Consider the following 18,119-nt stretch of genomic DNA (forward strand, 5'->3'; position numbering starts at 1 on the left):
TAACAAGATGCCGTAAAGGCACCTACCAGAAGGTACCAACATGACTCATGATCATTCTCCATCTGACATTGACCTGGTCCCCGAACCGCAAGAACACAAGAAAGACTTGCACCGCGCTGCCTGGGCCTGCTCCTTGGGCAGTGCTCTGGAATATTACGACTTTGCCCTCTATACGTTGGCTGCCGCACTGATTTTCGGGCCGCTGTTCTTTCCTGAACAGACCCGTACCATGAGCCTCATCGCCAGCTTCGGTACTTACTTCCTGGGTTTTGCCATTCGCCCCCTCGGCGGCGTGCTGTTCGGCATGATCGGAGACCGCGTAGGGCGCAAATTCGTGCTGACATCCACCGTGCTGCTGATGGGTGTTTCCAGCACCCTGATTGGCGCCCTGCCCACTTTTGAACAGGTCGGTTATCTGGCACCGGTCCTGCTGGTGGTTCTGCGTCTGCTCCAAGGCCTGGGCGCAGGTGCCGAGCAGGCAGGCGCAGCCGTCATGATGACCGAGTACGCCCCCGAAGGCAGACGCGGTTTCTATGCCGCCTTGCCATTCCTTGGGATCCAGCTGGGCACCATCCTTGCGGCGCTGGTGTACTTTTTGGTCATCAGCAGCAGTGACAACGTGCTGGAGAGCGGGCTTTGGCGCATACCGTTTTTCAGCAGCGTGGTGATCGTTGCCCTGGGCCTGTACATGCGTTTGTCGCTCAAGGAATCGCCGACATTTATCCGCCTCAAGGCACTCAAGCGCGTCTGCGACAACCCGCTTAAAAGTGCCATGAAGCACTCCAAGCCCACCCTGCTGCTCGGCATCGGCCTGCGCCTGGGAGAAAACGGCGGTTCTTCGATTTATCAAGCCCTGGCCGTGAGCTACATCGTTGGCGTAGTTGGCCTGCAAGGCCCGGTGGGTGTGCTGACATTGATCTGCGCTGCCAGTCTCGGCGCGCTGACCGTACCGATTGCCGGCAAACTCAGCGACCGCTTTGGTCGTGTGGTGGTCTACCGGGCTTTTGCCATGCTGCAACTGGTATTGGCTTTTCCGGTGTGGTGGGTACTGAGTCAGGGCAATGTGGTGGCGAGCATCATTGCCATCTCCATCGCGCTGGGCATCGGTACCTGGGGGATGTTCGGTACGCAAGCGGCGCTTATGCCCGAGCTGTTTGGTTCGCGTCACCGTTACATGGGCGTTTCCATCGCCAGGGAAGCCTCGGCCGTGATCGCGGGTGGCATTGCGCCCTTGATCGGCGCAGGCCTTATCGCCCTGGTCGTGGCCAGCCACGATGGCGACGCCAGCGCGGGCATTGGCGCCTGGCTGCCGATTGCCTGCTACCTGTCGCTACTGACGCTGATCACCCTTTACACCACCTTCAAAACTCCGGAAACACTCAACCGCGATCTGGACGAACCCCGTGATGCCTGGGAGATGATGCCCGCCCACAACGTCTCGAACATAACACCGCAGCCAGTCGTGCCGTGATGATCACCCGCTGCGGGAGCGAGCCTGCTCGCTCCCGCAGCGGTACTGCTCAGCCTCAACCCTCGATAAACACCTTCAGTGGCGGCTCGTGCATCAGGAAGTTCTGATGCGAGATGTTCCAGGCATAAGCCCCCGCCAGGGTGAACACCAGCAAATCACCCATCGCCAGTTGCGCCACGGGTTGCCGTCTGGCCAGCACATCCTTTGGCGTACATAACTGCCCCACCAGCGTGACCTCCTGATCACTGATCTGAGCTGGCTGAGTGCCTCGTACTACCGTGAACGGATGGTCATGGCCTTGAGCAGCAGGCGTGCGGAAGTGATGCGTACCGCCGCGGCCAATGGCAAAAAACTCGCCATGACTGCTTTTTATGTCCAGTACCTGCATGACGTAGTAGCCACAGGCAGCACTGATAAATCGGCCAATCTCGAAACGAATGCAGGTGGCGCCCATGTCGTACTCATCGATCAAACCCTGCAGGCCCTGACAGAACCGTGGCCAGTCGAACGACTGCGCCGGGTCCTGATAGTGGATGCCCATGCCTCCGCCGACATTCAGGATCGGCAGTTGCAGGCCGTTGTCGGCGCACAGCTTGCGGAATGTCAGGAAGTAGCTGCGAATCAACTCCAGGTGCGCGTCCACATCCAGCTGGTGTGACAGAAGATGGAAGTGCAGCCCCTTTAGCTCCAGAGACGGCTCTTCACGCAGTAGGTGCAGGGCACTGGCGAGCCCCTCTTCATCCAGACCGAATGGCGTGGGTTTGCCTCCCATGACCAATCGGCTTTGCGGTGCCTGGGCCAGCTTCAGATTCAATCGCAGCATGACCGGTGCCTGCACGCCACGCTCACGGGCGATGCGTGCCAGGCTGCGCAATTCGGTCACGCTCTCCACATGAAACGCCGATATCCGGTGCTGCAGGGCGAGATCCAGCTCGCGATCAAGCTTGCCGGGGCCGCCAAAAATCAGCGGCTGGTCGGGGCACTGGTCATGCAGCCACGTCAGTTCGCCGCCTGAAGCAGCTTCAAAGCCATCGACCCAAGGGGCAAGGGATTTCAGCACCCGGGCTTCCGGATTGGCCTTGGCGGCGTAGAACAGTTCACAGCTTTTGGGCAGTACCTGGCGCATTGCCTTTACGTGCCGTTCAAGGGCAGGCAGGTCGTAAACGTAGGCACATAATGGCCCGTCGTGCTCAGCCTTGAGCTGCTCGATGCAGTGGGTGACGGATGCAGGAAGGCTCATGCGCATTGGCTCTTTTCAATGATAGCCAGCGGACTGGGCAACAGGGTGTAACCGGCTTCACGGTCGGCGCGCATCATCAGGCGTGTCATGAAGTTCTCTTTGCTCGGCAATGGTGCACCGGCGCACAACGCTCGCAGGGGCTCGGGGTGGCCAAGCCGCTCTGATTGCACCTGCAGCAGGTCGCCGATACGTGCCCACAGTTGTTGCTCCAGGGCAGTGCTGCCGCTGGCCAGATGGAACACTGCCTCGCCCAGATTGTTCACCAGGGCGCAGTAGCCCACCCGCTGCCAGGCTTTTTGTGCGCTGTAGTACACCGAGCTGCGGGTGCGCTCATCCAGTGCGCTGAGGCGTTCAGCGGGCCAGATTTCAGGGACCAGCTTGGTGCCTTCAAGGTCTCGAATCCACACCTGGCTTGGCAGCCCATCCTCGGCGAAACCGATGACCGTATTCTGCAAGTGCGGCTCCAGCGCTACGCCCTCACGGAACAGGCAATACAGTACGCCGCCAAGCATCTGGGCAGCATAGGCATCCAGCCAGTTCAGGGTGGCGAGCTCAATGCCCAGACCGGCGCGGTCGGCATAGCGCTGTACCTGTTCGCGGCACACGCTGCGACCCTGTTGATCCCAGGTGAACAGCGCCATTGCCACTTGCGGCTGATACCGCTCGCGGTCTGCGGCGCAGAGGTTTTCCCGGTACACGATACCGAAGCATTCAGTGACTTCCCGGGCCTGTTCAAGGGTGCCCAAAGCACTGAGGTCCAGGCTGGTGGCACTGGGTTCGGGCATCAGCCTGAAACCAGGTTGCTGCATCGCCAGCTCGTTCATGACAGGGCCGAGCAGCCGGGTCAGAGCGACGGCACTGTCAAGCTCATACCAGGCGTTCTTACGCACGCAGTTGGTCAGGCGCACGTGCATCGAGAACTTCATGAAATAGGGCAACTGCGGATGGTAAAGCGTGCGCACCGACGACGTCGGGTACATGGACTGTCCCAAAGCACCGAGGTATGTAATCAAGCCCTGCTGCTGTGCGCGCTGCACCAGCGGGTCGGCCAGTATACGGGCGACTTCCCAGGGGTGGCACGGGTAAGCGTCGTCGCGCCCCGATAGGTCGCGCAAGGTGCTGCGCGGGTCATCGCCCTGATGCCGTATCAGCGCCGGGTCGACCTTGAACCAGTGCAATTGAAAGCGCGCCCCGACTTCCGGCGAGCAGGCCAGCAAATCGTTATGGGAAATACCTTCTCGACTCTTCGGAGTCGGATGCAGGGCGTGACCCCACAGCTGATGTTGCTCGGACGCCAGCAGGCTATCGGCAACTTCATTGGCAGGACGGGAGTGGCGCAGAAAGGTACGGGTGATCAGCAGGCTGTTGGCGACTTGCTGCAGCATCTCGCCGACGCGCTCGGCGCCACTGAGCGGCGTACACAGCAGGCGTGCCAGCTCATGGGCGTCCAGCGGCCGCCAGCTCTGTTGGTTGCCCTTGAAATAAGGTGCGCTGAGGTAATGGCATCGTCCCAGAAGGCTGGCGCGATCGATGCGTACCACCAACCGGCCGCCGGGCAGGCGAATGCTGATGCAACGGCCGTTGGCCTGGCGCAGGCTCATTGGCAAGTCCTGAGCCTGATAGTTCAGGTTGGCCTCATTGCGGGGCAATGCATATTCACGCAAATAGCAATTGAGCAGGCACTCAATGGCATGTCGCTGTGCTTCGCCATCAAGGGCATGGTCCTGCAGGGATACAGTGTTCAGCGAAGGGGTATGTCTTGCGAACGTCATGCCGGAATCTCCCGGGAAGTCATCAATAGTGGGCGCGCGATTACCATGGCCGCCATGGCTGCCAGGCACGCAACAAGAAACGGAGAAGCAATGCCGCAGGTCTGGCTGACCACGGCGGCGGTGACACCGGCAGCGGTACCGGCCCATTTGCCGCTGGAATCGAACCAGCCAAACATGCGCCCTGCACTGCCTTGGCGACTGCGCTGGCTCAGGCAGCGGTGCAACCCGACAAAACTGAGCAACATGCCCGCCCCGCTGACCAGGCGCAGGGCGAATAAAGGCTCGGCCTGCACACTCCAGAACTGCAGCGCGTTACTGATTGCCAGCAGCGCCAACCCCGGCAACAGCAGGTTGCCCTGATGCTTGTGCACCCAAGGCAAGGCCAGCAGGTACACCAGATGCGGCAGGCTGTAGAGCACGCCGATCAAGGTGTCGCTGCCGATTCCCAATTGCTCGCCGAACGGCATGAAATAGGGAAAGGTGACGACCATGGCGAAGCTGAATAAAAACTGCACCGCCAGCAGCCGCGCCATATCTGGCGGCAGCTCACCCAATGCCTGGTTTTTTTTGCTGTCCAGAGCATGCCTGGGCTTGTCGTTGGGCAACGCCAGGACGAGCACAAAGGCCAGTAGCGGCAACCAGGCCAGATAGCTGTACAGGCTTAACCCCAGACCTTTGGAAGTCATCAGCCCCAGCAGGATCGGACCAGTGATCATCGCCAGCCGCGCCGAATACTGTGTCCAGTTCAGGGCTCGGGACAGGTCCCCGCCCTTGAACTGGGTCGACAGATAGGCGTTGGACGCCGCCATCGCACCACCGAAAGTGCCCTGGATGATTAACGCCAGAACGAACACCGTCAGATTGGGGCTAAAGCCTGCCAGCAGAAAACCCGCGAAGAGCCCGGCATGAGCGCGCAGCAATGACAGGCGACAGCCGTTGCGATCGGCCCAGCGCCCCCAGATCGGCGCTGCCAGCGCGGTGCACAGTGTCGGCAATACAAACAGCACACCAATGGCCCACCCAGGGGTACCGGGCGCCAGATCGGCCAGGATGCGCGGCAGGTACAGCGGAATCCCCAGCGCCGTGAAAGCCGATAGGAAATGCCCCAGCAGGACGCTGGTGATCAGACGGCGTTGCATGCCCCCTCCTCCAGCAGGAAGTTCGTCGCGCTGTAGCCGTAGAACTTGTTGATATCACTGGCACCGGAATGCGCCTTGCTCAACAGGCTGCCTGCACTGAGCAGGTACTTGACCGGCAGTTTCGGGCTGTCGAGAAGCCACAGGCGTGCGTCGTCACAGTTGATGCCGTCTGTTTCGAGCTGCTCCAGACAAAGCATCAGGCGCTGACGCAACGAACCGTACAGGCTGGATCGGGAGGACAGCCCCGCGACCGCAATGGCCTCAACAATGGCCACGATGTTCAGTTGCAAGGTGATGGTGCAGAACATCTCGGCCAAGGGCTGGGTGCTGTCGACACGAATGCGCTCATCCTGCAGCGCTGTCGGCAAATCGGCGAGATCCGGGCAGGCAGCAGCGAAGCGCTGAGGCCACAAACGAGCGGCGTCGTTGTCCTTCATCAACAGTCGCAATGGTTGCCCGGGTTCGAAAATCAGTACGGCGTTCTGCTGGTTGGCCTCCAATGCGATGCCGTAATGCAGCCAAAGCCGCAGATGCACCTGCAGCAGCAGGTCGAGATAGTCGTTGAGCCAGTGTTGCAATGAACCTGCGTAGAAGCGCTCGACCAATTGCTCAAGGAACAGCCGCCCATCGGTAAGCGGGCTGGCCAGCGCTGCGACGGGCACCAGCGTGGTGTTTTCAAGACCTGAGGGATAACGACGCACGATGTAAGCCAGATGACGACTCTGGTCCGCATGACCGCCATGTTTTTCATCGACGTGCAGATACCGGGATGCCAGGGCCGTATCGCGCTCGGCCAAAGCCATCAAGGTGGTTTGAAACCAGTGACCGTCATACAGAGTGCTCGGTTTGATCAGGCGTAAATTGCGCGCCCCGAGGGTGCTGACCAGCAACGGCAGTTTGAGGTGCCACTGCGGTTGGTCGATGCACACCACCGTTCGCACGGACAGCGTGGGCTCGACCTGCATGGCGGTACGTGGAGCCCTGAGTGTGCCTTCGGGCAAGCCATAGTGCTCAAGTTCGTTCCAGGTCAGCGGATGAACCGGCAACAATGAATGGCTGTTGTGCAAGGTCGGCGACAGGCCGACTTCTTCAAAGTCCGGCCAATGCGGCGGCGGCAGGCTGGTCAGGGTCAGCGCCTGGTTGGGAATCGCCAGCCAGTTGAGTTCAAAGCGCGGTGCAAACTCCGGGGCGTAGCCTTTAAGCGCCGCCGCATCGAAACCGCTTTTAGCCCGCGCCGTGGGGTAGAACGGGTGATCCAGATAGCTCGCCAACTGGTCTATTTTCAACAACCGCTGTGACCAGTCCTTGAGCGCAATGACATCACCGAGACCGGGGGCACAGTGGTGATAGGCCTGATTGCACAGGGTCCGGTGTTCAGTGGCGCAATCCGCTTCTTTCAGATACGCCGCGAACAGCGCCAGGCTTTCTTCATCCAGGCCCTGACTCAAGTGGCCCAGCCATTGCGAATAGCCGCGCTGGACCTCGACCGGTTGTTGCGACGAAACCTTGATCCAGGCGTCGCCTGTACCGATCCAGTCCTGCAACGGATAGGCCCTGACAACGGGCAGCCATAGCTCGTCGGCGCCCAAATGGGCGATACGGAGCCAGTGGGCGCCGGGCTGATGATCCAGATAGGGGCTCAACGCTTCGGGCAGCGGGCCAAGCTGCCCCTGGCTGACAACCCCGCGAATGTCTTCGCGCAGGCAACAATCGATGATGCGCCGGGTGATGAAGCCCTGATCGGCGACCTCTGGTTGCAGGCTCATGCCACCACCCATTTCAGGTCGTTCAGGGTCGAACTCAGTTGCGCATCAAGGCTGACATCATCCGGCGCGATCAGGCGCAGCACACCGACATAGTCTTTGTTGGAGTGGCTGATAGTCACCGTATCCCCCGCATGCTGCAACGCCCGATAATCGCACCAGTGCCCTTCTCGCTCGACGTTGAAACTGGCGCTGGCCTGGTCCAGGCGCCCGCTGCGGTCGGCTACCAGGTAATGCACGGTGGCCTGGGCTTGCGCCGGTTGCGCAGCGCTCAGGGCGTGCCCCAAATGCACCGCGACAATACGATCGAACCACCCTTGCGGCAGCAGGCGGTCAAGCAGGAACTCCCGGCCATCCCCGATACTGCGATAGTTGATTTCAACCAGTACCGGGCCTTGGGCGGTCAGAATGAACTCGCTGTGGCACACACCGAAATTGACCCCGAATGCAGCGACTTGTGCCAGCGCCGCAGAACGCTGCGCGCAACTGAGGTGGCCGTTCCAGCGTGCGGCGAGTTCCACAAAATGCGGCGGCGCAGACAGGGTCACGTCGAAGCCGCCAATGGCTTGCAGGGTCCGTCCGTCCCCCAGGGTTTCGAGGGTGAACAACGGGCCTTCCATATAAGCTTCGAGCAACAGTGCCCGATCAGGTTGCTGCTGCCAGAACTGCTCGCAGTAAGTGCCCAGGTCGTCCGCGTTGTGACATAGCCTGACGTCCAGGCTGGCAACGCCTTCACGAGGCTTGGCCACCACCGGCCATGGCGCATCGGCCGGCAATGGGCTCTTCGATGTGAGTACCTGAAACCACGGCCCAGGCAAACCCAGTCGTTGCATGCGCTCGCGCATGGCCGCCTTGTTCTTCGCCGCGTAACACAGTCGCCAGTCCTTGCCTGGACACTCGAATGTATCGGCCACCATCGCCGTGGCGGTTTGCAGGTGGTCGCTGTTGGAGAACACGGCCACGGGGCGCAAGCCCTGGGCGTTGAGCGTCTCGATAACTGCCAGCGGATTGAACACATCACATTCGATAACGTGCAGCTGGTCAGGCGAAATGTGCGAGGTGGCGAGCAGACGCCGGTGCTCCTGGGCGTGATCAGTAATCACCACAACCGGCAGCCCGCGCGCGTGCGCTGCAGGCAAGAAGCCCTCGAGAATGGCTGGATGTGCGACGTGTGCAAGGATGACAAATGGACGTTGCATGGCAGTTTCCTGGGGGCAGCAGTTGCCCGTCCCTGAGGATCGGGCAACTGGTTCACGTAGGCGCGTGTGCGCGGGTTAGAAGCGGTAGTTGACGCCTAGGGTGAGCGAACGCTCGGGCGCGGCTTGACGACCCCAAGGGGCGGTGTCGATACCGCGGAAATAGTATTCGCGGTTGAACAGGTTGCTGATGCCCGCCGATGCGGTCAGGACGCTCTTGTCTGCCAGCGGGAACTCACGTTCCACGGCCGTGTTCCAGACCCAGTACGCAGGCAGCTCACCCACACTGGCCGAGGCATTTTCATCGCGGGTATTCGCGGCATCGGTGTAGGCCTTGCTGATGTACAGGCCGTCAAGGTTGTAGGTCCAGTGCTCGGCAAAACGGTAACGGGCGTCAACCATGAACTGGTTGCGCGAGGAGTACGGCACCTCGTTGTCTGTGTATGTGCCATTGCGTTGTTTGGCATCGAGGTAGGCATAACCGGCATGCAGGTCCAGATCACGCATGGCTTGCGGCGTCCAGAAGATATCGGTCTCGAAACCCTGGTGACGCGTGCTGCCAAGGTTGTCGAAGCGGTCGGTCGTGGCGTTATATGAAATCTGGTCGTCGAAGTCGATGCGGTACAGATTGAAGTCGACGCGCATGCCGTCCCACGGGGTGTAGCGCACACCGGTCTCGTAGTTCCACGCCAGCTCGGCCCCCACAGCACCCTCCTTGACGATCTGCGTAACTTGGGGCGGACGCAGGGACTTCTGGGCGTTGGCGTAGACATACCAGGCATCGTTCGCCTGATAACCCACAGTCAGGCCCGGCAGCCATTCCTCGGATTTGTTTTCGCGCTCGAACCCGGTGATGCCGTCGCTGTAATTCATGCGGGCGTTTTCATAGCGCACGCCCGGCGTGATGGTCAGGCGGTGATCGAGCAGACTGATTGCGTTGCTGATGTAGAAGGCACGGGCGTTGTCATCGAACTTCCAGTCGCGGAACGGCGCCGTCACGCCGGTCGCGAGGCTCTGGCGATTGACCTTGTAATCGATGTCTTCGCTGACATAGCGGGCACCGAGCAGCCAGGTCTGGCCAACGTTGTCGCCATCGACCGTGGCACTGATGCGCGGCTCCGTCCCCCATACTTTGAAATCACGAGGGCCGTCCTGTTTGGTGACTGCCGTTCCGTCCGGTGTGAACGGCAAGCCGACCACGAAGTTGCGGTAACTGTTGTGGGCGAAGTTGGTCCAGCTGAACTCCACCGAGTCGAAAGGCCCCATGGCGCCCAGGCGCTGGGTGTAGGTGCCCCAGACGCGATTGGTGTCGCCCTCGAAGCGGTCCAGTGGGCGCGTAGACTGGCGCGGATCATCCTTGTAGTCCTTCACGCTGAGCGCGCCGGCCAAGTCCATGTCGGCCTTGTAGTGCTGCACACCGAAGCCCAGATCACGATCGTCGTCGATGTTCCACTGACCCCGCAGGCGGTAGTTCTGAACATCGGTGTCGGAGTGCTCGCGACCGTATTCACCGCTCAGAGTGTTGATATCCAGTTGCAAGCCGAAGTTGTCGGTCAGGTAACCACCGGTGCCCAGATAGGTGTCCCACAACTGGCGCCCGCCAGGGTTGAATGTAGTCCTCTCCTGCAAAGTGGTCTCCCACTCACGCGGAATCGGCTTGCTGATGAAGTTGATGACCCCGCCTACGTTGTTCGGGCCGTATTGCACCGCTGCGCCCCCGCGCACGATATCAATACGATCGACCGTGGCCATGGTCATTGGAAACAGCGACAGGCCCGTCTGGCCGTAAGGTGCCAATGCCAGAGGGATGCCATCGGACAAGGCCTGGATCCGGCCGCTGCGGCTCTCATAGAGACCGCGAACAGAAATCTGCGGCAAGGCGCCGGTGCCGGTTTCATCAAAAATCTTGATCCCGGGGACCCGCTGCAAAGCGTCGTCCAGACCGCGGACGCTGGCTTTTTTCAGGTCGCTGGAATCGACGACACTACGACTACCGGCGTAAGTACGCACGTCCTGATCGCTGGCTGCGCCGAGAACGTCCCCCTGAATCGTCATGGGTGCCAGTTCCAGACTGCTGACGGGGGGTTGCTCAGCAGCCAGGGCGGCATGGCAAATGCCCAGTGTGATGAGACTGAGTGAAAAGTGTAGGTATGTTGTTGTTTTCATTTATCTACGTCGACTCGTTATTGCTGTTGGAGAGAATGCAGGCGGGCTTTCAATGCGTTATGCAGCAAGCCACGGTCTTCACCGGCCAGAAAACTGCGCACACCCCGAGCTCGCCAAAACGCGTTCTGTTCAGCGGTGCGGGGGTTGGCGCAAAAAGGTACTTCAGCGGCGAGGCAGGCGTCGGCCATGCCTTGCAGCATTTGCCAGACGTGAGGGCTGAGCGGGTCAGGCCCCAGATCGAGATCAAGGGCCAGATCCAGGGCGCCCTCCATGATCATGCCGACTCCCGGCAGTAGCAGGATTTCGCCCAGAGCGTCGACCCCTGCGCGGCTTTCAATCATGGGAACAATCGGTGTCTGACGGTTGGCCAGCTCGATGTATTCGGGTAATGGCACACGACCGAATCCGGTGATGCGCCCCCCTGTTATTCCGCGGTTCCCCAAGGGCGGGAAACGGGTGGCTTCGATGGCGCGCTGAACCTGCGCGGCACTTTCGGTACGTGACAGGACAATGCCTTCGATACCGGCATCCAGTGCCCTGCCGATCAGCTTTTCGTCAACGTGGGGCAGGCGCAGCCAGGGAGAAATGCCGGCAGCCTCACAGGCCCGAATGCAATGCATGAGGTCTTCTTCGGAGCGCAGCAAGTGCTCAAGATCGAGGATTACAAAGTCATACCCGGCAAACGCGAGCATTTCACAGAGCATGGGTGAAGGCAGGGAATTGAGCATGCCGTAAACGCTTTTCCCGTTTTGTAGCAGGGAAAATACCGGAGAGGTTCTGATCACTGACACAGGTCCTTTGAGCGAGGAAACACTGAAGCCAATAATAATCATTCTCAGATAGGAGTAAACGATTTTTATTATCGAATAGCGATATTCGTGATGGAGTGCATAAAAAAACGTTGCTGCCCGTAAATGGCTGGCTAAACGCCAGTGCTTTCTTGAACTTCAGACGCTGAGCTGTGGAGTACTTGGTCATTTGCACATAAATAGCGATACTGCCGATAAGCCATCATTCAAGCTGCAAGGCTCAATTGCGCTCTGGAATCTGAGAATCTCCCTATGGCAAGCACTTCCAGCTCAGACTTCTTCACCATCAATCTTGGCACTCGCCCTGCAAGGGCATACAGAATCCCCGCTCCCCCCACTCAAAGCGTGAGTGGGGCTTCGGTCTCGTCGGCGTCTGCTGAAGGCGCTGTCGCAGCGCGCTGGTTAAAGAAAGGCCAACCCCTTTCGGTCGGCAACTTCCTGATCCCGGGTGGGTTAATTTACACAACGCTGTGCGTAGATCCCCAATCCGCCTTGTGTGAGCCATCGCTTATCAATACCTGGCTCAAGCTTTGGCCTGAAAACGTTGACTCATCTTCATCATTGATGACCTATTGGCCAGACTACAAAACCATATCTGCACAAGCTCGACGCGGGTATGTGCAATGGCTGGCAGAGGGCCGTTGCGATCCTCGGGCTGATATCGGGTACGTGTTCATCTTTTTCTACGGGCTGGAGCGACGCGCCCTGATAGACACAGGCGATGATCAAGAAGCTATTGACGACCTGCCGGATATTATTGAGGCAGTCGAACATCTGCTCGGTATCTATGGCTCAAACAGCTCGTTGCGAGGCTATGCAGAAAGTTTTCTGGATTATCTGGGCCATTCGCAAGTAGACGAAAAACTGTATTTACACTCTCCGCCAGTCACCTCTGCAGCGCGATCCAGTATGCCAATGGGGCTGAGAGTCGGCCTCGGGCAAATGGCTATCAATCAGTATCCGGTTAACGGGCAATGGGCTTTGGCCTGGGCCCTCTCAGACCCGGACATTACACGACGCACCCCTGCAACTCGTTGCCCGGACTTGCTGGCCACTCTGTTTATTGATGAGTTTGAGCGGGTCTATCCCGATGGCATTGTGCTGAGCCATAACAAAACGAAGCTCAAGCACGGTTACCGCACCGCTTCGAGAGCGGTTGGCGCCCCAGTGATGGATTTGGGAGAGATTCCCGATGTGACAGCCAGCTCGCTGAATCGCAAAAAGCTTCAGTTCTTGCTCGACCGCTGCTCCAGTGATCTGGACGGGTATAGCCGTTTTATTGGCCGCTACCCTGAAAACGCGCAGAAGCTTGAAGGTTTACTTCAACTGCCCATCTCACTATGGCCATCAACCCTGCGCGATGAGCTGGAGCGCTTGAAAGCCCGTATAGAAGATGACCTGGAAGTCATGACGTTTGCAGATCTGGGCAAACGCTTCAACAGTGCCGGTGTTTTGTCCCGCCCGCTGCTGCTGGCCATGGCCCGGGCTTTGGAATCCTTGCAAATAGGCATGGAACCCGACGTGCTGGCGGGCAGCAGGACACCCAAGCCTGATGACTGCATTGCCCTGTTTGTCACACTGCCTGACGATGGTGCACTTCGGGCAACACCGGCTTATAACGCGGCGTGTCTGACGCTGGACCTGGCTAGCGCCGTAACGGTTGCCGACGGAAAAATATCGGCAGAAGAAGTATCACTGCTGTTGAACCAGATCGATGCCTGGCAGCATCTGAGCATTGCTCAGCGCAAGCGTTTGAAAGCTCACCTGGGTATTCAACTGCAACAACCCCCCACGCTTGTAAGCCTCAAAAGCAGACTAGAACCCTTGGCAATCACAGAGAAGCAGGCAATCGCCCACTTCCTTGCGAGCCTTGCCCAGGCAGATGGTTGTGTCAGTGCTCAAGAGGTGAAACTACTGGAACGGGTCTACAAAGTCCTTCAGCTGGATCCTCAGTCCCTTTACGGCAACTTGCATGTTGCTACTGCGTCACGGGCGTTCTCGGAACACTTCGGCGTACCGCTGACCACCCATGAACCGCAACTCATGCCTGAATTAGGTGGTGTGGTGCTCAATCTGGATCGCATCGCCCTGCTGCAGCGGGAAACCGAGGCGGTCTCGGCATTACTGGCTAAAGTGTTTACCGAAGAACCGGTCATCGAGCCTGAGCCTGAGCCAGCCCCCCAGGTGAGCGAAACGCAAGATGATGCCGCCGTCATCATCCCGGGGCTTGAAGGTGACCATCTTGCATTCCTGAGGCTGCTGCTCTCCCGCCCCCAGTGGAGCCGCTCAGAGCTGGAAGACAGCGCCAGCGATATGGAATTGATGCTCGACGGAGCTCTGGAACATATCAACGAACTGGCTTATGAACACTTCGACATGCCCATTACCGAAGGTGAAGAGCCCGTCGAAATCAACCCGGACATTCTGGAAAAATTGACCCTATGAGCACTATTCGAACAAAAGATCGCGATGCGCTTATTCAATCACTGCGTGCTGGCGTTGTACCGCGCGTGGGTCAACACCTGATCCAGGTTGGACGTGTCGGTGAGCTGGATGCTCTGCTCAAGGACGTGGATAGTTTGGCGGACGGTGGCTCGTCATTTCGGGTAGTGATCGGCGAATACGGCGCAGGCAAGACCTTCTTTCTGAATCTGGTTCGTGCAATTGCCATGGAGCGCAAGCTGGTCACCCTGCACGCAGACTTGAACCCGGACCGACGTTTGCACGCCAGCGGCGGGCAGGCCCGGTCGCTCTATGCTGAACTGGCGAAAAACATGTCCACTCGCGCAAAACCGGACGGTGGCGCGCTGCAGGGTATCGTCGAAAAGTTCATATCCCAGGCAAAAGCAGAAGCCAAGGTATCGGGCGTTAGTACCGAAAACGTCATCCAGGCACGCCTCAATGAACTGACTGAAATGGTCAACGGGTATGACTTTGCACACGTGATTGCGGCCTACTGCCGTGGCTTTGATGAGGGCAATGAGCAGCTCAAGGCGGATGCCATTCGCTGGTTGAGGGGGGAGTTTTCGACAAAAACCGATGCACGAGCGGCCCTCGGGGTACGGACAATTGTTGACGACGCTTCGATCTACGATCAGCTCAAACTGTTATCCCGATTCGTGCGTTTGGCCGGCTATGCCGGATTGATGGTTTGCCTTGATGAGCTGGTGAACCTGTACAAGCTGGCCAACACCCAGGCCCGAAACGCCAACTATGAGCAGATCCTGCGCATTCTCAACGACTCCTTGCAGGGATCCACACAAGGATTGGGGTTTGTCCTGGGGGGTACGCCTGAGTTCCTGATGGATACTCGCCGCGGTTTGTTCAGCTACCCTGCCCTTCAATCCCGGTTGGCGGAAAACGCGTTTGCCAAAAGTGGCCTGGTGGATTTGTCCGGGCCGGTTCTGCGCCTGACCAGCCTGACACCTGAAGACTTTTACGTATTGCTGCAAAAACTGCGACACGTGTATGCCTCTGGGGATCCCCAGAAGTACTTGCTGCCCGACGAAGCCTTGCCGCAATTTATGGCGCACTGTCATCAACGTCTTGGGGAAGCCTATTTCCGTACACCCCGCACAACGATCACAGCCTTTATCAACCTGCTGGCTATCCTTGAGCAGAACCCGGGTACGGACTGGCGCGAATTGATTGGTAGCGTTGAAGTGGCAAGGGACAACGGTGGCGCATCCGACCTGACCGTGGAGCAGGACGATGAACTTGCCACCTTCGAACTCTGACTCCTGCTCTTTCAGCCTTCTCGACACCCGGATTCAACGCTGGATCTGGGATGAAGGCTGGACATCTCTCAGGGATGCCCAGGAGCAGGCTGTTCCCGCTTTGGTCGACGCCAATCAGGATGTGATTATTGCTGCAGCCACCGCAGCGGGTAAAACCGAGGCGGCTTTCCTGCCGATTCTGACCCACCTACTCAATCACCCCGATGTACCAGGCTCGGTGCTGTATATCAGCCCTCTCAAAGCGCTGATTAACGATCAATGGGATCGCTTGGGTCGCCTGTGCGAGCAGTTGGAAATCCCGGTAGTTGCCTGGCACGGGGATATTTCAGCCAGCAAGAAACACCGCTTCCTGAAATCACCTGAAGGTGTGCTACTCATCACACCGGAATCCCTGGAAGCGCTTTTTGTAAATCGAGGTTCCAACCTTGGCGCAGTGTTCAAAAACCTGCGCTACATCGTCGTTGATGAATTGCATGCCTTTATTGGCAGTGAGCGCGGCAAACAACTGCAATCGCTGATGCACCGCGTCGAATTGGTGGTCGGTCGAACCTTGCCCAGGGTCGGGCTCTCGGCAACGCTGGGTGATATGAAGATGGCCAGTGAGTTTCTTTGCCCTCGTCGCGCAGAGGGCGTCAAGATCATTGAGTCCAGGAATGCGGGCCAGAAACTTCAGATCCAGGTAAGAGGCTACATCCTGTCCCCGATGTGCAAACTGCTCGAAACCGGGGATGAACCTGAAACAGACTCCGATGAAGAACCTGAAGATCAGAGCACACCTGATTTTGCTATCGCCGAGCATCTGTACAAGGTACTCAGAGGTAGCAATAACCTGGTCTTCCCCAACAGCCGCGGCCAGGTTGAGGTTTACGCGGACCGGCTTCGTCGATGCTGTGAACGGGATGCCGTGCCCAATGAGTTCTGGCCCCACCACGGCAGTCTGTCCAAGGATCTGCGCGAGCAAACCGAGCATGCCTTGAAGTCCGGGGAATATCCCGCCACAGGCATCTGCACATCAACCCTGGAGCTGGGTATCGACATTGGTTCGATCAAAAATGTCGTACAGATCGGCTCCCCGCCCTCGGTCGCGAGCCTTCGTCAACGCCTGGGGCGCTCCGGCAGGCGCCCCGGTGAACCCGCCATTTTGCGTGCTTACTGCAAAGAGCCGATGCTAACAACCAACTCCACCCTTTCGGACCAGTTGCGCCAAGGGTTGGTACAGACCATCTCCATGATTCGTCTGCTCACCCAGTCATGGTTTGAGCCGCCACGTACTCAAGGTGTGCATGCCTCCACACTCGTTCAGCAGTGCCTTTCCATCATTGCCGAATGCGGGGGTGCTACTGCGCACGAGTTATGGCGGCGCCTGGTTACGGACGGTGCGTTTACCCGAACCGAAAAAGCAGACTTTGTTGAACTGCTCAAAAACCTCGGTGCAAAAGAGCTCATCACACAAGAAAGTTCGGGCCTGTTGCTGCCAGGCAACCTTGGCGAGCGCTTGATCAACCATTACGAGTTTTACAGTGCCTTCACCAGTGATGAGGAGTTTCGACTGGTCTGCGCAGGCAAACCTTTGGGCTGCGTTCCGGTCAGCCGCCCCCTGACGAAGGATCAGCGAATCATATTTGGCGGCCGCCGCTGGCAAGTTCAGGACGTTGATCTGGAGGCCAAAGTGATTGTTGTGTCCCCCTCTCGTGGCGGTGCTCCTCCTCATTTTGAGGGACTGGGCGCCTTGATTCACGACCGGGTCAGGCAGGAGATGCGAGCACTGCTTACTGAAAACACACCCTGCCCTTTCATTGACCGCACAGCCCAGGTATTGCTGGACGAAGCGCGACAGACGTTTGCTGCTCTTGGTCTGGCGGAACAGCACATCATAAAAAAAGGCAGCAATTGCCAGATCGTTAGCTGGCTGGGTGACTACGCCAATGACGCCCTGTGTTTGTTGCTTAATCACGTAGGGCTGAGTTGCGGGACGGAGGGATTGCTGATTTCAGCTGAAGCCGACACCAACGAGATGATGCAAGCACTTGAACAGGTGGCGGCGCTGGACCCAAGCGATCTAAAAACCCTGCTGGCAGATGTTGAGAACATGCGCCGGGAAAAATGGGACTGGGCGTTACCTGAGTCGCTGCTTATGAAGTCCTTCGCTTCTACCTCCCTGGATATTGAGGCGGCTATAGGTTTTGCGAAGGCGCAGACTCAATGGTCAGGAACATCCGAAGCTAAAGCTGACCAGTATCAGGCTGCAAAGAGTTGAACCCAAGGCATTAGCAAGGCCCGATGACCGGTTAATGATGTGGATGTAGGTCGATGTAGTGTGCTGTATTACACATCACTACGCCGAGGCTTCCATGCCCGTTATGTCTATACGCCTGCATGACGAAATGGCCGACACCCTCGCCAATTTGGCAAAAGCCACGGGCCGCAGTAAATCGTTTCTGGCCATCGATGCGCTACGGGATTATCTGGCACGTGAGGCGTGGCAACTAGCCGAGATCCAGCAGGCGCTGGAAGAAGCAGATGCGGGGGACTTTGCTGCCGAGGAGGAAGTCACCGTCACGCTGAACAAATGGTCCGTCCATGAAGGTTGAGTGCCTGCGCACGACACTTAAACATCTGGATGACCAGGCCCCCCGCACGCCAAATTTCAGGCAAAAAAAAGCCGCTATCGCTAGCGGCTTTTTTACTATCTGGCTCCACGACCTGGACTCGAACCAGGGACCCAATGATTAACAGTCATTTGCTCTACCAACTGAGCTATCGCGGAATGGCGTCTATCTTACTGATATAAAAAGAGAAGTCAACACTTTCGATGACTTCTCAGTG

The 18,119-nt window shown here is 58.4% G+C and carries 12 protein-coding genes and 1 tRNA gene; 5 read left to right on the forward strand and 8 right to left on the reverse strand.

Annotation, left to right across the window (positions count from 1 at the left end):
• Nucleotides 1-40 precede the first annotated feature (40 nt).
• Entirely contained in the window at nucleotides 41-1,471 is a 1,431-nt protein-coding gene (locus V6P94_RS17740; protein WP_046808637.1) for an MFS transporter, read from the forward strand.
• Nucleotides 1,472-1,526: 55 nt separating this feature from the next.
• Here V6P94_RS17740 and V6P94_RS17745 read toward each other — a convergent pair whose 3' ends face one another.
• From V6P94_RS17745 to V6P94_RS17775, 7 genes are all read right to left on the reverse strand, one after another.
• Nucleotides 1,527-2,711 (reverse strand): type III PLP-dependent enzyme, encoded by a 1,185-nt coding sequence (locus V6P94_RS17745; RefSeq protein WP_326397756.1) that lies wholly within the window; start codon nucleotides 2,709-2,711, stop codon nucleotides 1,527-1,529.
• Nucleotides 2,708-4,483 carry an IucA/IucC family protein gene (locus V6P94_RS17750; RefSeq protein WP_326397755.1) on the reverse strand — a complete coding sequence of 592 codons (1,776 nt, stop codon included), beginning with the start codon at nucleotides 4,481-4,483 and terminating at the stop codon, nucleotides 2,708-2,710. The genes V6P94_RS17745 and V6P94_RS17750 overlap by 4 nt, the downstream gene beginning before the upstream one ends.
• A complete protein-coding gene (locus tag V6P94_RS17755) occupies nucleotides 4,480-5,622 on the reverse strand; it encodes an MFS transporter (protein ID WP_326397754.1) in 1,143 nt (380 codons plus the stop codon). The genes V6P94_RS17750 and V6P94_RS17755 overlap by 4 nt, the downstream gene beginning before the upstream one ends.
• On the reverse strand, nucleotides 5,607-7,388 hold the full coding sequence (locus V6P94_RS17760; protein ID WP_338647955.1) for an IucA/IucC family protein: 1,782 nt from the start codon (nucleotides 7,386-7,388) through the stop codon (nucleotides 5,607-5,609). Before V6P94_RS17760 ends, V6P94_RS17755 begins: the two co-directional genes overlap by 16 nt.
• A complete protein-coding gene (locus V6P94_RS17765) occupies nucleotides 7,385-8,584 on the reverse strand; it encodes a siderophore biosynthesis protein PvsA (RefSeq protein ID WP_326397752.1) in 1,200 nt (399 codons plus the stop codon). The genes V6P94_RS17760 and V6P94_RS17765 overlap by 4 nt, the downstream gene beginning before the upstream one ends.
• A 75-nt stretch (nucleotides 8,585-8,659) precedes the next feature.
• Nucleotides 8,660-10,747 carry a TonB-dependent siderophore receptor gene (locus tag V6P94_RS17770; protein ID WP_326397751.1) on the reverse strand — a complete coding sequence of 696 codons (2,088 nt, stop codon included), beginning with the start codon at nucleotides 10,745-10,747 and terminating at the stop codon, nucleotides 8,660-8,662.
• Between the two features lie 17 nt (nucleotides 10,748-10,764).
• Complete coding sequence (locus V6P94_RS17775; protein ID WP_072022814.1) at nucleotides 10,765-11,475, reverse strand: HpcH/HpaI aldolase/citrate lyase family protein; 711 nt, start codon at nucleotides 11,473-11,475, stop codon at nucleotides 10,765-10,767.
• A 426-nt stretch (nucleotides 11,476-11,901) separates the two neighbouring features.
• On the opposite strand from V6P94_RS17775, the gene V6P94_RS17780 reads away from it, so the two are divergent.
• The 4 genes from V6P94_RS17780 to V6P94_RS17795 all read left to right on the forward strand — a co-directional run bounded on the left by V6P94_RS17780 (nucleotide 11,902) and on the right by V6P94_RS17795 (nucleotide 17,884).
• Entirely contained in the window at nucleotides 11,902-14,001 is a 2,100-nt protein-coding gene (locus V6P94_RS17780) for a TerB N-terminal domain-containing protein (RefSeq protein WP_405046755.1), read from the forward strand.
• Nucleotides 13,998-15,293, forward strand: coding sequence for an ATP-binding protein (locus V6P94_RS17785; RefSeq protein WP_326397749.1), 1,296 nt, complete (start codon nucleotides 13,998-14,000; stop codon nucleotides 15,291-15,293). Before V6P94_RS17780 ends, V6P94_RS17785 begins: the two co-directional genes overlap by 4 nt.
• A 43-nt stretch (nucleotides 15,294-15,336) precedes the next feature.
• Nucleotides 15,337-17,550: a DEAD/DEAH box helicase gene (locus V6P94_RS17790; protein WP_338649457.1), complete on the forward strand. Its 2,214-nt coding sequence runs from the start codon at nucleotides 15,337-15,339 to the stop codon at nucleotides 17,548-17,550.
• Between the two features lie 94 nt (nucleotides 17,551-17,644).
• Nucleotides 17,645-17,884 carry a ribbon-helix-helix protein, CopG family gene (locus V6P94_RS17795; protein ID WP_326397748.1) on the forward strand — a complete coding sequence of 80 codons (240 nt, stop codon included), beginning with the start codon at nucleotides 17,645-17,647 and terminating at the stop codon, nucleotides 17,882-17,884.
• A gap of 100 nt (nucleotides 17,885-17,984) precedes the next feature.
• On the opposite strand, the gene V6P94_RS17800 is transcribed toward V6P94_RS17795, so the two are convergent.
• Nucleotides 17,985-18,060, reverse strand: a tRNA-Asn gene (locus V6P94_RS17800).
• Nucleotides 18,061-18,119: the final 59 nt, after the last annotated feature.

This window comes from Pseudomonas sp. ML2-2023-3 (genome assembly GCF_037055275.1).
Lineage (GTDB): Bacteria > Pseudomonadota > Gammaproteobacteria > Pseudomonadales > Pseudomonadaceae > Aquipseudomonas.